This window comes from Corticicoccus populi (assembly GCF_042686195.1).
In the GTDB taxonomy this organism is placed as follows: Bacteria; Bacillota; Bacilli; order Staphylococcales; family Salinicoccaceae; genus Corticicoccus; species Corticicoccus populi.
In genome coordinates this window covers 355,043-371,907 of sequence record NZ_JBHUOQ010000004.1, presented here as the reverse complement: position 1 = coordinate 371,907, position 16,865 = coordinate 355,043, and the positions used below count along the sequence as shown (strand labels likewise).

Below are 16,865 nucleotides of genomic sequence, written 5' to 3'. Positions count from 1 at the left end.
TTAAAGGAGTACAGAACTTATGAAGCGGTTCTTTAGAAATCTGCAGTCCCTGCACATTAAATTAGTAATTATATATGTACTCCTTATAGTGATTGGGATGCAGATTATCGGTCTGTACTTTACGAATACACTTGAGAGAGACTTGACTGAGACTTTTCAGGGTAACATCGAAACTCAGGTGGAACTGATTGAAAACCGGATTAATGAACTGCATATAGAATATGCGGATGATCAGGATACACTCTATCAGGAAATCCAAAATCTGTTGTCGGACTACGGCAACCGTCCGGAAGTCGATGAAATCCGCTTCGTGAATTCCGATAATGTACTTGTGGCCACGAGCCGGATTTCGAACGAGTCGAATATCGGTTCGAGTGTCACGGATGCACTGACAGAAGAAGCGATTACCTCCGGCACACGGAACGATGATATTTACGTTAATGCCAATCAGGACCAGCAGCGTATATGGCTTTTAAACCAGCCGGTGCTTCAGGATGACCAGGTCATCGGTGCCGTTTATGTGACATCGAATATTGAATCGGTCTATCAGCAGCTGGAAGAGATTAATAATACATTTATCATTGCAACAGTGATTTCATTGATTATCACGAGTATACTCGGTATTTTTATTGCGAGAACCATCACCAAGCCGATTACAGATATGAGAAACCAGGCGCTGTTGATGAGTGAAGGTGACTATACTTCGCGTGTTAAAATATACAGTAATGATGAGATTGGCGAACTTGCCGGCTCATTTAATATTCTGTCAAAACGTGTTCAGGAAGCAAGAGCGAACACGGAAAGCGAGAAAAAACGTCTTGATTCCGTCATCACCCACATGTCGGAAGGAATTATTGCGACCGACCGTAAAGGCCGCATCAATGTCATGAATGAGATGGCACTTGAAATGCTCGGTGTTGAGAACGGTGATGTGACAGGTAAAAAAATGCTCGAAATTTTGAAGCTTGACGGTGATGTGACGCTCGATGATATTAAGGAAGTCAATGAGAGCCAGCTCCTTTTCCTTGATGATGAGGAACACACCATGATACGAATTAACTTCTCCACTATCGTTAAAGACACGGGCTTTATTAACGGTTATATTGCGGTACTTCACGATGTTACAGAGCAGGAAAGAATCGACAGCGAACGCCGTGAATTTGTTGCGAATGTGTCCCATGAATTAAGGACGCCTCTGACATCGATGAGAAGCTACATTGAGGCGCTTCAGGAGGGTGCGTGGCAGGATGAGCGTCTCGCTCCCCGCTTCTTAAGCGTGACCCGCGATGAGACCGACCGGATGATTCGTCTCGTTGAGGACCTTCTGCAGCTGTCCCGTATGGACAACGAAGCAGAGGAAATTGAAAAAGATATTGTGGACTTTAACATTTTCTTAAACCGTATTATTGACCGTTTTGAAATGACGCATAAAGAAGACGTCAAATTCGTGCGGAATATCCCTAAAAGCGCGATATTTACAGAAATCTCATTTGATAAGATGGGACAGGTGCTGGATAATGTCATTTCAAATGCCATTAAGTATTCGAGCAGCAATAACAAACGTGTGGAATTCCATGTGAAGCAGAATATTCTGTACAACCGTATGACGGTGCGTATTAAAGATAACGGCCTCGGAATTCCTGCGAATAAAGTCGATCGTATCTTTGAGCGTTTCTACCGTGTCGATAAAGCACGTGCAAGAAAGATGGGCGGTACAGGTCTCGGTCTTGCGATTTCCAAGGAGATTATTGAAGCGCATGACGGCCGCATCTGGGCGAACAGTGTGGAAGGTGAAGGAACGACGATCTTTATCAATCTGCCTTGTGAAACAATAGAGGAGGATGACTGGGATGCGTAGAGAAGTATTAAAATCCATCATCCTTTTTATTTTAGTCATCACAAGTGCAGTACTGACCTATATGGTATGGAGCTATCAGCCGGAATTTGCGGAAGTGGAAACCAACATCAATACGTCTTCGAATATCGGTGAGACAGAAGATGTCAGTTTCAACCAGACGATGCGGGCCTACCAGCTTGTACATGTAGACGGGTCGGATATTACAGGAACAATCCAGGATGATATTATTGTCGGCATCAGAGAATATCTTTCAGGAACTGAAGTGTCAGAAGTCAATGTTTTTAACAGTTTAAACCGGCTGGATGAAGTCACTAAAGCAGATGGTTCAGAAGACTTTCTTATAGTCGACTACCCGTCCAATATGCCGATGAAAAGTTTATTTCAGGTGCTTGGATTTCATTATGACGGCAGTACACCGGATTATAATTTCAGCCGCATTATCGTAGATCTCGGGGAAGACAATATTGTGTTCTATCTGATTAATGACAGTCTCGACCGTGTAGCGATTGCACCGACTGATATTGACAGTGAGCGCCTGATTTCAATATTGGATGACCATGAGGATGGATTTGAAGAATATCTCGGGGTTATTACCAATCAGCAGACTTCAAACAGTAAGACAGCTATTTACGGACCGAGCCAGCCGGGAAGCATGCCGGTTGAGAACTTTTTATCCACGCAGATCAGCCCGGAGTTAATGAACAGTATTTTATTTACGAATGATGAATACAACAGTGAACAAAGTGATCAGGTATCCATCTATGAAGGTGCGCAGAATATTGCGAAGTATAATCTCGATACGTACGGTTACACATATACAAATCTGGATGAATCTCTGACAGGTGAATATGACCCCCACCAGACCATTCATAAAAGTTTCACCTTCTTGAAATCCCATACCGGTTTAACCAACCGCAATATATTATTTGATTACCATTCAGATGAGAATCAATCTGTTTACCGTACAACGATGAACGGACATGTTGTATTCAGCGAAACGATTAATAACGTCATCTCGGTCAAGTACGGACAGAATTCCGTGTATGAGTACACGAGACCCCTGCTCCGCGTCAATGCGAAAGTTCCGGGGGAACAGGATAAGGAACTTGTTCCGCTTGAGAATGTCCGTTATCAAATTGCACTGAATGAAAACCTGGATCTCCAGAAAGTATCAAGAATCATTATCGGATACAACATGACATTTTCATCCGAGCAGACTGAACTGAACGTTCTTGAGTATACACCGGAATGGTATGTTCAGTATGACGGTGAGTGGTTTATGTTTGATGAAGGAGGACTCGAAAACTAATGGATTGGAAACTGGCAAAATCCCTGTACATTATAGTGTTTCTCTTCATCAATATATTTTTAATCATCATTTATATGAATGCGCGTGAAGACCCCGGGACAGCCGGCACAGAAACAGCCGGCGTCCTCGACGGTACGGATATTGATATGAGTGTGATTAACGATATGGATTATGAACCTGTTGAAATGAGTGTGCTGACAGCAGTCGTTGAGAATTTTACGCAGTCCGATGAAGAAATATCAGTGGATGAGATTGAAAACAGCAGTCAGATTAAGCGGGAGTTTCAGGAAGAAGACGCGCCTGAAATGAAATTTAATGCGCTGCAGCAGTATAAAAACGAGGAAGTCTTCAGGGGCAGTATATATACCTATGATGAAGTGATGAGTACAGATACTCAAAAAATCTTCAATCAGACGTATAATGACTTCCCTGTGTTTAATCATGAAGCGGCAAGGCTTTTATTCTCGGGAGACACTGAGGCAGATACATTCGAACAGACCATGCTTGAAGATATTGAACCCGATGCCTACACACTGCCGGTAGATGCGAAGTCTCCTAAACGGGGCGTAGAGGAACTTTACAGGCAGGAACGTATTTCGGAAGAAGCAGTCATATTGAGTGCGAGACTCGGCTATTTTGTCATCTTTGTTGAAGAGGACCAGGTCATGCTGAGACCGAAATGGGAATTTCATGTGGACGACCAGAACGTCAGTAAAACCATCTATGTGGATGCGACAAGTGATACAGAAGAAATAATTGAAAGTGAGTGAGTCACGTGAGAATGAGCGTGTTGGCCAGTGGATCAACTGGTAATTGTACTTATATTGAAACGGAAAAAGGCGGCTTGCTCATCGATGTGGGGCTTACCTGTAAACGAATTGAAGAACAGCTAAACAAAATAGATAAATCATTGAAGGATATCGGCGCAATTTTAATAACGCACGAACATTCAGACCATATTAAAGGATTGAAGGTCGTTGCGAAAAAATATCCGATTCCAGTATTTGCGAATGAAAAAACATGGCAGCAGATTGAAAGTAAAAATATTATCATCAACCCTGAACAGAAATTTCACTTTAATCCGCTGGATGAAAAAGAACTGTTCGGTATGGATATTCAGTCATTTAATGTGTCCCATGATGCAGTGGATCCGCAGTTCTATACTTTCAGACAGAATGATAAGAAAATATCAGTCATTACAGATACCGGATATGTTTCTGATCAGATGAAAGGAATTATTGAAGACAGTGACTGCTTCGTTTTTGAAAGCAATCACGACGTGGACATGCTCAGAATGGGAAGATATCCGTGGAATACTAAACAGCGTATTCTGTCAGACGTCGGGCACGTGTCCAATGAAGACGCCGCACATGCGATGAAGGACGTCATTACCGGACGGACCAAACGTATTTATCTGAGTCATTTAAGTCTCGATAATAATATAAAAGAACTCGCCAGAATGAGTGTGGAACAGGTTCTGAATCAATATGATATTGATACCGGCAGCGATGTGAAAATCTGCGACACAGATAAAGAGACACCGACGGAAATATATACAATATGAGCCAGTTTCCCACAACTTGTGGATAAAATGTGTGGAGAACTGTGAATAACTGTGGATAAAAAGCAGCCGGTTGTGGATAACTCGGCTGCTTTTTGCATAAACATTAAATTTTTATTGAGAAATGAGGATAAAAAATGAAGCTGACATTGATTACTGTAGGCAAATTAAAGGAAAAATACTGGAAACAGGCAGTGGAAGAATATCAAAAACGTATCAGTAAATATGCAAAAATTGAACTCATTGAAGTGACGGATGAAAAAGAACCGAATAATGCGAGCCCGAATGATATCGAACAGATTAAAGATAAGGAAGCAGATAAAATACTCTCGCGAATAAAACCCGGTCAGCACGTCGTCACACTGGAGATTGCAGGCAGACAGTATTCCAGTGAGAAACTCGCAGCTGAATATCAGAAGTGGATGAATACCGGCAAAAGTGATGTGGTGTTTGTCATCGGTGGCAGTAACGGGCTTGGAGAAGCGGTCAAACAGAGAAGCGACCAGGAAATCAGCTTCGGCACCCTCACCTACCCTCATCAAATGATGAAGGTGATGATACTTGAGCAGCTTTTTAGAGTGAATAAGATATTGACGGGGGCTACATATCACCGTTGATGCGGTTTTCAATGAATGAGAAATTTATTCAGTTCTCATAAAATAATAAAATATACACTCGACATTATTGGATGTATATCTTGTTTACTGTAATTGATTTCAATAAATAATTTTATCATTCTCAATAATATATTCTATGATATTAAAGCTCTTACCATTAGAAGAGTCATGAGAGTATGCTCTGTTTGCAATGACAGAAAGTCTTCCATCATCTAATTTTCCGATAGAGTATATTACTCGTCCCAAATTATCTTGATAAGCAAAATTACCACTGTTATAATTCTGTTTTAAGTTCTGAGTGGCTTCTCCAGAAGTATATGTATAGTACGTTTTGGTCTTCTTCATTTGGTAAAGTTACTGGCACTTCACGTTCGACAAAACTATTTTCCCATGTTTGGATTTTCATTCTGTCTTGACTAGTTGTTTTTGGGTATCTAAATCCTTCCAAGCGAGTATAATAATTTTGTCTAAATTTATTACATATAAAGATAAACTAGTGTTGCATAAATAAAAACTTATTATTGCCAAAATTCATAATATTAAAACATATTAATGGTTCAAATCAGGCTGGACTATTCAGGAGCCATCAATTACACCTCCCAATCTTTGTTTTTAATCAATATAATACCTAACATATCACAAAACGATTTAAACACTGCTTTCAACATAATTAAGACGATCACTTAATTCGCAAGTAATCCAGCTTGAACCATTAGCGGCCGTTTCCTTTAAATTCATTATAAAAAATAGATGAGCCGGGATTACACTCCCGGCTCATCTATCGATTAAGCATTATAGAATTTCCACGTCATATCCATCCCTATACCACTTAGCTTTTCCTTCTACTGTAGATCAAGAAACCTGCACCAGCTAAGAGTAATAGTACTACAATCACAATCACATTGGTTGCCGCAACACCGGTTAATGGTAAACCTGAGCCAGACCCTTGGCCTTCACGGTCTCCACCAGAACCATCTGATGTACCTGATCCATCATGTGTTCCATCTTCTTTATCATTAAAGTGTGGAACACCTGGCGTTCCGTCATTTTGTGACTTATAGTTGTTGACTAATATCGTTGCTGATTTACTAATCTTATGCTCGGAAACTTTATAGCCTTTTGGAACGTCAATTTCTTCAACAGTGTATTCTGCATCACTGTCTAAACCTTCAAAGGTATGTTTCCACTTATCATTCGCTGTGATTTCAACTGATTCTCCCTCAGCTTCACCGTCCTTATACAACTGAACTTTAATTGCTTCAGGACGTTTTTCAGCGTAGTCTTTGTTGTCATTCCAACCTTTCACAACAGTGAACGTTGTTTCATCCGGGCTGTATGTGTTCACAAGGTCGAAATTCAAACCAACGCTGATTACTTCAGAATTGTAGTCTTTCACATCGCTTTCAAATACGCGGTAATCTATAGGTTTACCGTGTTCATTCACCGGCATATCTGTGAATGTGTGTTTCCAGTCGTTATCATCATTCAACTCAACTGTTTCAATGATTGTTCCTTCACTATTCACCAGGTATACATTGATTGAATCCGGTTGATCCGATTCATCATTATTACCATGGTTCCAAGTTTTCGCAACAGGAATATCCATTGTCTCAGGTACATACGTGTTTGTGATAATTACGCCGCCGTAATTCACATCATTCACTTCAGCTTCATAACCTTCCGGTACATTGACTTCTTCTACAGTATACTCAATGATTTCACCATCTACAGAGACAGGCAGTTCCATCCAAGTATGCAACCAGTTATCAGCTTTTGTTAATGTCACCGCATCACCGACTGATTCACCGTCAGCGTAAAGCTGGACTTCAACTTCATCCGGACGACTGTCATCCTGGTTATTATAGTCATTCCAGGCTTTAAGTACTGTCACAGATGTCTCATCCGGTGTATGAGTGTTTATGATTTCAATACTTTCCACACTATAATCAATATGAGAAGTATAATCCTCAACCGCATCTTCAGTCACATAATACGTTATCAGCTGTCCGTTATCACGGTACTTCGGCAGATTTTCAAACACATGGTTCCAGTCATTGGCACTGTTTAATGTGACAGATTCCTCGACTTCTGTACCTTGATCATCGAATAAGTGTACCGTTACAGAATCCGGACGTGTATTATCCGCATTATCATTGTCATCCCATGTTTTGTTTACAGGAAGATCAATAGTTACTGGAGTGTACGAATTCGTAATCACAATGTTCTCAAGATTACTTTGATCAATGTTTGCACTATAATTATCCGGCACATCCAACTCAGCGACTCTGTATTGAACAGTTGAACCTTCTGATTTCTCATCAAGATTCGTCCAGCTGTATGACCAGTCATTGGATGCATTTAATGATACTGCTTCACCTTCCGGCTCACCATCCGCATACAGTTGAACACTGATTTCATTCGGACGATTACCATCTTGGTTGTTGTCGTCTTCCCAAACCTTTTCTACATTGACTGCTGTAACATCTGTATCACGGCTGTTTGTGACTACAAAACCGCTGCCTTCTTCATTTGGAGAGACATCTGATTCATATCCATCCACTGCATTTTCAGTGACAGTATACTCGATTTCTTCACCGTCACTATTATATACCGGTAATTTTTCAAACACATACGACCAGTCATCTTCTTCAGTCACCGGCGCAGAAGCAATCACTTCTCCATCTGCCAGTACATTGAAATGAATCGTACCTGGTCTCACATCGTCCTGATTTTCTTCATCTTCCCAAACTTTCGTTACTGGAATATCGATGACTTCGTCTGATGGTGATGTATAAGTGTTTGTCACAACCAGATTACCATGGTTATCGTCATTGACTACTGAAGTATATCCTTCCGGTACATTAACTTCTTCCACTGAGTAATTAATTGCGTTACCACCATCATTAATCGGTAGTTCATTCCAAGTATGTGTCCAATCGTCTTCAACAGTCAGTTCAATGCTGTCACCAACAGCTTCACCGTCTGCGGTCAACTGAACTTCAATACTATTCGGACGAGATGCATATGCATTAAATTCATCCGCCCATCCTTTTGTCACTGTGACAGATGTTTCAGCGGGTGTATGCGTGTTTGTCACAACGACTTCATCTTCTGACTGAGCAATTGATGTTGAATAATCCTGCACTGTATTTTCAGTTACAGTGTAGTTAATTTCTACATTTTCACTGTACATCGGCAGATTTTCAAATACGTAAGTCCAATCATCTTCTTCAGTCACAGTCTGTGATTGAAGGATATTCCCTGTACCATCAAGCAGGTTATATGTGATGGAATCGGGGCGATTACCATCCTGATTTTCTTCATCATCCCATACTTTCGTTACCGGGATATCGATTGTTGCGTCAGGATTGAATGTGTTTATGATATCAAATCCGTCAATTTCAGTTTCATAACCGTCAACAGACACTTCATCTACAGTATATTCAATCGCTTCACCGTTATTATAAACCGGTAATTCTGTAAATTCATATGTCCATTCAGTTTCTGCAGTGACATTCAGTGTATTCACCACTTCACCATCCGCGAGTAACTGAACTTCGATACTGTCCGGACGACTGTTCGTTTGACTGTCATCACCCGTCCAAGTCTTCGTACCGGATACTTCAGTTTCTTCAGGTGAATAATTGTTCGTCACAGTAATTGAGCTGGATACAATATCACTCACTTCAGAAGTGTAACCTTCCGGTACACCCACTTCTTCAACTGAGTATTCAATCGCTTCACCTGATGCATTTACCGGCAGATCGTTCCAAACATTGGACCAGTCATTGTCTGTATTGAGTTCTACAACATCACCAACAGTTTCTTCATTCGCAAGTAACTGAACTTCGATACTGTCCGGACGATTACCGTCTTGATTGCTGCTGTCTTCCCAGACTTTTGTAACATCTATATCTGTTACATCTGGTGTGCGGTTGTTTGTAACAATATAACCGTCTTCCTCTTCATTCGGTAAAATGTCTGCTTCATATCCATCCACCGCATCTTCAGTAACTGTATATTCAATTTCTTGACCGTTATTATAAACCGGTAATTCTTCAAATACATGAGACCATTCATTTTCCTCAGTCAATTCATATGATCCGACGATTTCACCATCAGCGAGTACATTGACTGTCACCGTATCCGGTCTGACACCATCCTGATTATCACTATCTTCCCAAACTTTCGTTACTGGAATTTCAGCTTCTTCAGGTGTGTAACTATTCACTACCATTATATTACCATGGTCTTCGTCACTGACTGCTGATTCGTAACCTTCCGGTACATTGACTTCTTCAACTGAATAATCAATGGCTTCACCTTCTGCATTGACAGGCAGTTCATTCCAAGTGTGTGTCCAGTCGTTTTCAGCATTTAACTCAACAACTTCACCTTCCGCTTCACCATTCATAGTTAATTGCACTTCAATACTGTCTGGACGTGTGCCATCCTGGTTGCTTCCATCATTCCATATTTTCGTCACTGTCGCAGATGTTTCACCTGGTGTATGCGCGTTTGTGACTTCAAAACCATCTTCAGTTGGTACCACTTCAGTAGAATAATCTTCCACCGAATTTTCAGTCACACTGTATTCGATCTCTACACCATTATTATATCTTGGCAGATCTTCAAATACATATGACCAGTTACCCTCATCATCCGCAGTCACTTCCTGCGTTCTGACTAATACGCCTTCGTTATCCAGTACATTAATGAATACTGAATTCGGACGGACACCATCTTGATTATCTGCATCGTCCCAGATTTTCGTTACTGGAATATCAATCAATTCAGGTGTATAACTGTTCGTCAAATTATTTCCTGTAATTTCTGTTTCATAACCGTCTACAGCGACTTCGTTAATCGTGTAATCTATGACTTCACCGGCTTCATATACAGGCAGTTCAGTAAATTCATAACCCCACTCTGTTTCTGATGTCACAATGCGGGTATCAACCACTTCATCATCTGCCAGTAACTGAACTTCGATTGAACCTGGACGAATACCATCCTGGTTTTCGCCGTCATCCCAAGTTTTCACACCAGTCACTTCAGTCACCTGCGGTGTATAAGCATTGTTAATTTCAAAGCTGCCCATTGTTTCCTGACTGATTGTCACGAGATACTCATCCGGTACATGTAGTTCTTCAACAGAATATTGAATCGCTTGACCAGACGCATTGACCGGCAGGTCATTCCATTCGTGAGACCATTCATTCTCTTCACTGAGTTCAACAGGGTCACCATCCGGTTCACCGTTTGCGTATAACTGAACTTCGATAATGTCCGGACGATTACCGTCCTGATTATCACCATCATCCCATGATTTAGTAACATCAATATCTCTCACATCCGGTGTGCGGCTGTTTGTAACTGTGTAGCTGCCTTCTTCTTCAGTGATGTCAATTTCATAACCATCTACTGGCGTTTCAGTTACAGTATATTCAATCACTTCACCGTCATTATAAACCGGTAAGTCTTCAAATACGTAACTCCAGTCATTGTCTTCAGAAAGTGTCATTGATGCATATACATCATCATCCACTGCCACATTGACCATGATAGATCCAGGCTGGATACCATCCTGGTTATCTGCATCATCCCATACTTTATTCACTGGGATTTCTGTTACTTCCGGAGTATAGCTGTTAGAAACAATGATATTACCATGGTCCTCATCATTGATCTCAGAAGTATAACCTTCCGGTACATTGACTTCTTCCACTGAATAATCAATGGCTTCACCAGAAGCATTTAACGGCAGTGCACTCCATGTTGTGGACCAATCGTTTCCTTCATTTAACTCAACAACTTCACCTTCCGGCTCACCATCCGCAGTTAACTGGACTTCGATACTGTCCGGACGAATACCATCCTGATTATTTTCATCATTCCATGCTTTAGTTACTGTGACTGACGTTTCATCTGGTGTATGTGTATTTAATACTTCAACTACACCCTCTTCATTCGAACTGATTTCTGCAGAGTAATCTTCGATTGTGTTCTCAGTCACTGTGTATTCAATTTCTACACCGTTATTGTATCTCGGCAGATTTTCAAATACATATGACCAATCATCTTCCGCACTCACTTCCTGTGTTCTGACCGGTTCATCACTGATACCATCCAGTACATTGAAAGTGATTGTATCCGGTCTGATGCCATCCTGATCATCTTCATCATCCCATACTTTATTGACTGGAATATCGATGACTTCAGGTGTATAACTGTTGGTGATATCAAAGTCTTCTACCAATGTTTCATAACCGTCTACAGGCACTTCTGCGACTGTATATTCAATCGTTTCTCCTGTTTCATATACTGGCAGTTCAGTAAATGTGTAACTCCAGTCAGTTTCTGAGGTCACATTTTGAGTTTGTACAACTTCACCATTTGCCAGTAACTGAACTTCAATTGAATTTGGACGAATACCATCCTGGTTATCCGCATCATCCCACGTTTTCACACCGGAGATTTCAGTTTGTTCAGGTGTGTGCGCATTAATGATGTCATTACCGACAATCTCAGTAGTATAACCTTCCACCTCATCGATTTCATCTACCGTATATGTGATTTCTTCACCGTTTTGGTGTGTTGGCAGATTATTAAAATTGAATGCCCAGTTTGTGCTGGCATTCAATTCTTTTGAGTCCACAGCTTCACCATCTGCCAGGAGTTCTACTGTAATCGAATCTGGTCGGAGACCATCCTGGTTATCCGCGTCATTCCAGATCTTTTCTCCTGAAAGATTCGTTAATGTACGATTGTTTACTACGTCCAGGGCAGCAGGTACATTAGATTGTTGTTCCACAGTCACAGGGTGTCTTTGTCCGGAAGTAACATAACCATCCGGTGCATTTGTTTCAACAACATAATACTGACCCGGCTCACTGATTTCACTAAACTTAATAAAACCATTTTCGTCAGTGGTTGCTTCACCTATTAATTCATCTTCACTATTGTATAACTCAAAAGTCACACCTGGAATGACTTCACCTAGGTCATCCTGTTTCGTTAAATCAATTTCATATACAGGTACAAAGTTTTCAACTTGTACCGCAAAATCATCCGGATTATCACCCGGTGTATATGGTGAATTAATTGTGATCGGTCTTTCGATCTCATTATTTACATAACCGTCCGGTACATTTGTTTCGACAAGTATATAATTACCGTATAACAATCTACCGAAGTCAAGAACACCATCTTCATTCGTTGTACCTGTCCTGATTACATTACCGGCGACATCTCTTAATTCAAAAGTTGCACCGCCAAGCTTGTCATCTCCATTGTTTGTGACATCAATTTTATCAATCATCAGATAACCGACTTCACCTGTCGCACTGCCTCCGGATACAAATCTAACAGTTTTACGTTCTGTACCGCTTGTATGACCGTCTTCAAGAATATTCTCATCACCGGTAATTTCATAACTATTACTCACTTCTTCACCTTGAGCTGCAAAGAATAACGAAGAATATTCTATCATGAACGGTCGACTGATTCCGTCATTCCATGCAATTGAGAATGACTGGCTGTCTTCTGCGACGTTTAATGTATAATTGCTCGGGTCATAGACATTGCCTTGGTGGAGGTTACCATTACCGTCAACTGAAGCTTCATATACCGTAATTGTGTGATCAAGCACTTCTTGGTTATCAGATAGCGTATCTGAATACACAAGATTGCTAATCACCTGCTGACCCGCATTAATATTTACACTCCATCGGAATATGTTTCCGTTCTGGTTACCGGATTTGTCTGCGTATACATTATTATTTGCAATACCGACTTCAGCATCCACTTCGCTGAGCGTAGTGTCTCCATCTCTGATTTCCGCCTGATTCTTATATTGACCTGCAATATCACTTAAGCCTTCAAGAGAGGTCTTATATTCAATATAGTAAGCATTGGATGTTTCACCAATCACAGCAGTAAACGTATTGCCGCTGTATGACACATCAGCATCAACAGTCTCTCCCGGAGAATGTCCGCCGCCACTGTTAATATTTAATTCACGTACTATAACTGAATCTTCAATTAACTGCTGATTCCCCTGCGGCATGTCATGAATCACTAAGTTATCAATTGAGTTTTGTCGGTAGTTCGCATAAATGCGCCAAGTGATTTCTTTGGTTGCAGGATCATATGACCCATTCTTCCATGAACTGTTGTTCGTTTCCTGGTTTAAGCCTTGTCCGGCATCGACCGTCTTATTCTGACTGTCTCCATTTGTATCTACCCATCGAATGTCTGCCGTGTTATCTACACGATTATTTTCCAATGCATCCGGCTCATAACTGGTTTGATAAGTAATCACAATGACATCATCTGTCGAATAGTTTTCCGGGAAGGTAACAGTAAATGGATTATCACCGCTTAAAGTGAAGTCATTATAATCATTTCCTCCGACTGTTACACTCATTGAATCTTCAACTAATGTCAGTCCGGAACTTAAAGTATCTTCGACTACGATATTATTCATTTCGTACTCGTCTCTGTTAATGGTAATCACCCAGTCGATTGTACGATCGAGATAATTCACATTACTGATAGATTTATTACCGATGAACTGACCGATATTGATACCCGATCCATCATTTTCTTCACCGTAACCAGCAACATTCTCAATATTCAAACCGTCCATTACCCGATCCGCAACGGTTGTAGTATACGTCACACGGTATGCTTCATTTGTTGTGATACCTGTTACACTAAAACTATCATCTCCTGCTGTGAACAATGCACCATCAGGTAGTCCATACTCTCCTGTACCACTCGCTGCCCCGGTTTCAGGATTAATTGTCATTCTTTCAAACTGCGGTTCACCAACAAGATTAAGTACGCCTGCAGGCTGCCAGCTGTCTTCAAAGGTCTCACCTTCTAATGACTTTTGATTATAGTTAAATTCAACTGTCCATTCAATTTCACCTGATACAGGGTTGTATTCGCCTGCTGATTTCGTAATAGAAGATCCTCTATCGATTGTTACTGTGGCATTTGCACCTACAGGTTCTAAATCATCATCTGTAAATACAGCATTATTACGGAATGATGTCGCTTCATCATCAACGATATCTGTCGTATATTCAATCACATACTCGGCAGGTTCACCGTCAACAGGAATTGTTAATACACCATTTTCTACTGTCGGAGTGATTTCAACAACTTCACCTTCACCGATTCTTTGACCGTTTAAGTTTACATCATAACGTGTAACAACCAAACTGCCGTCCTGATACTCTACACCTTCAGGCAGTGTATCAGTAATGATACTTCCCGTCAGATTACCGTTCCCGGTATTAGCAGTAATGGTCCAGTCAATCGTTTCTGCATTGTAATTCCGATTGGGTTCTCCGGCCTTTTCAATAGTTTTATTACGTTCTCCTAAATCAATCGGGAAACGCTTCTCACCTTCCTCACCAATTGGTTGAAGTACGAGTTCATTATCTTCAACAACCGCATTGTCAATATCAACACTTGACTGTGCGGTAATAATCCCTTCAATATTACTCCAATTTTCCACACCACTTCGGAATGTGATTTCCATCGTGCCGTCTGTGCGTATCACATAGTCAAGTACAGGTTCACCACTAACATCAAGTGTGCCTGAGGCCTCTGCAACAATCAATATACCCTGTGGCAGGTCAATCGTTAGGGTATCACCTTCATTAATCCCATGATTATTATCCAATGACCAATGTATGTTTAAAATAAATTCATCAGTAAGCCCCAGAGGATTCTGGTCACTGATTTCAACACCAGACATATCCAATAGTGAGTCAATCTGAAGATTAAAACCATCAATATTTTGAGGCCCGACTGATGATTCATCAATATCCAAAGGGATAGTCAGACTGTTCTCATCGCCAATCGGCTCAATGTTAGCTTCTTCAGCTTCCGCGTCAATTAAGGATTCAGTTAATGTTACATCGACATCAACCCCGGCAATCGTATCTTTAACAGACTCTATACCTTCAGTAAATTCAACATCCACAGTGTTATCTGTGTTCACAACATATGTTGCGAATTTAGTATCATCTGCAGATAATGTGCCTTCTGTCGCTTCTGCTTCAACAGATGCAGGAATTTTGAATGATACTGTATCGCCTGCTTCATAATTAATATCCGATGATACTTTACCATTCAGTACTAGTGTAAATACATCTTCAGGGTCTAATGGTGCTTCTTCAGTAATGGCTTCATCGTCAGTTGTCAGTGCTTCACTGAGTTCCAGACTGAAGCCCTGCTTCTCCTCATCAGACTCAACAGCGAGTGGTATCACAACTGCAGCTTCATTGTCAATCGGACTAATCACTGCTTCGTTTGTTTCAGTATTAATTGCTGATTCGTTTAATGTTGTTTCTACATTTACTTTTGCGATAGATGCATCAGCTGTTTCTACACCCTCTGTAAATGTAATAGAAACACTATTATCAGAACCAACCACATAGTGTGCAATATCAATACCTTCTGCAATTAACACACCTTCTGATGCTTCAACATTGACTGAAGCTGGGATATTAAATGATAATTCGTCTCCTGCTTCATAATTAATATCTGATGATACATTACCATTCAGCACCAGTGTAAATGCGTCTTCAGGGTCTAATGGGGCTTCTTCAGTAATTGCTTCTTCGTCAGTTGTCAGTGCTTCACTGAGTTCCAGACTAAAGCCTTGTTTCTCTTCATCCGATTCAATATCCAATGGGACGACTATGCCCGATTCACTGCCGATAGGTGCTATGTATGCTTCTTCAGCAGATTCATCCACCGTACTACTATTGAGAACGACTTCAGCTTTAAAATCTGCGAAAGTATTGCCCACCGATTCAATCGACGTGTTAAACTCAATGACTACGTTTCCATTTGCATTAACAGTATATGCTGCGACATTCGTCCCATCTACTGTCGCCTGACCAGTTGTAGCATTTGCAACATTAACGGATGCGGGAAGCTGATATGTTTCAACGTCTCCTGCTTCATAGTTATGAGAACCTTTAATACGTCCGTCCAATTGTAAAACAAAAGTTGCTTCAGGATTCAAGGCATTTCCAGTAGTGATTGCATTACCATCCATATCAACAGCCTGCTTTACTTCAAGACTGAAACCTTGTTTCTCCTCATCTTCCTCTTCAACAGCTTGTTCTTCCTCAACAGCTGTTTCTTCTTCTTCTGCAGCATCGTCTTCATTGACTGCCTCTTCAGTCCCGTCATTTACTTCTTCAGAAATTGTTTCCTCTACCGTATTGTTCGTATTGTTTTCTTCAACAACCGGTTCCTCTTCTCTAGTGTTTTCTTCATCATTTGATGCTTCTTCTGTAGTAGCTTCTGATTCCATTGGAGAATCAATCTCTACATCCATATCTTCCTCAGATATGTTATCCTCTCCCAAAACAGATAATGGATAAGAAAACAGAGAAGTCACTACTAAAATAATTGCTAAGTAAATCTGTAAATACCTTTTCAAATTAGCTTCACTCCATCTCTCTAACGTATAATCAGTTTAATTCAATC

General features: G+C 40.7%; 6 protein-coding genes. 5 read left to right on the top strand and 1 reads right to left on the bottom strand.

The window, feature by feature from the left end; genetic code table 11:
- Positions 1–19: 19 nt before the first annotated feature.
- The 5 genes from walK to rlmH all read left to right on the top strand — a co-directional run bounded on the left by walK (position 20) and on the right by rlmH (position 5,345).
- Positions 20–1,858: a cell wall metabolism sensor histidine kinase WalK gene (gene walK, locus ACFSX4_RS11430; RefSeq protein WP_377774716.1), complete on the top strand. Its 1,839-nt coding sequence runs from the start codon at positions 20–22 to the stop codon at positions 1,856–1,858.
- Positions 1,851–3,167: a YycH family regulatory protein gene (locus ACFSX4_RS11425; RefSeq protein WP_377774714.1), complete on the top strand. Its 1,317-nt coding sequence runs from the start codon at positions 1,851–1,853 to the stop codon at positions 3,165–3,167. Before walK ends, ACFSX4_RS11425 begins: the two co-directional genes overlap by 8 nt.
- Positions 3,167–3,937, top strand: a complete 771-nt coding sequence (yycI, locus tag ACFSX4_RS11420; protein WP_377774712.1) for a two-component system regulatory protein YycI — start codon at positions 3,167–3,169, stop codon at positions 3,935–3,937. Before ACFSX4_RS11425 ends, yycI begins: the two co-directional genes overlap by 1 nt.
- 11 nt (positions 3,938–3,948) lie before the next feature.
- A complete protein-coding gene (locus ACFSX4_RS11415) occupies positions 3,949–4,731 on the top strand; it encodes an MBL fold metallo-hydrolase (RefSeq protein WP_377774710.1) in 783 nt (260 codons plus the stop codon).
- 134 nt (positions 4,732–4,865) lie between these two features.
- Positions 4,866–5,345, top strand: coding sequence for a 23S rRNA (pseudouridine(1915)-N(3))-methyltransferase RlmH (rlmH, locus tag ACFSX4_RS11410; RefSeq protein ID WP_377774708.1), 480 nt, complete (start codon positions 4,866–4,868; stop codon positions 5,343–5,345).
- A gap of 829 nt (positions 5,346–6,174) precedes the next feature.
- Here the strand turns inward: rlmH and ACFSX4_RS11405 are convergent.
- Entirely contained in the window at positions 6,175–16,818 is a 10,644-nt protein-coding gene (locus ACFSX4_RS11405; protein ID WP_377774706.1) for a Cna B-type domain-containing protein, read from the bottom strand.
- Positions 16,819–16,865: the final 47 nt, after the last annotated feature.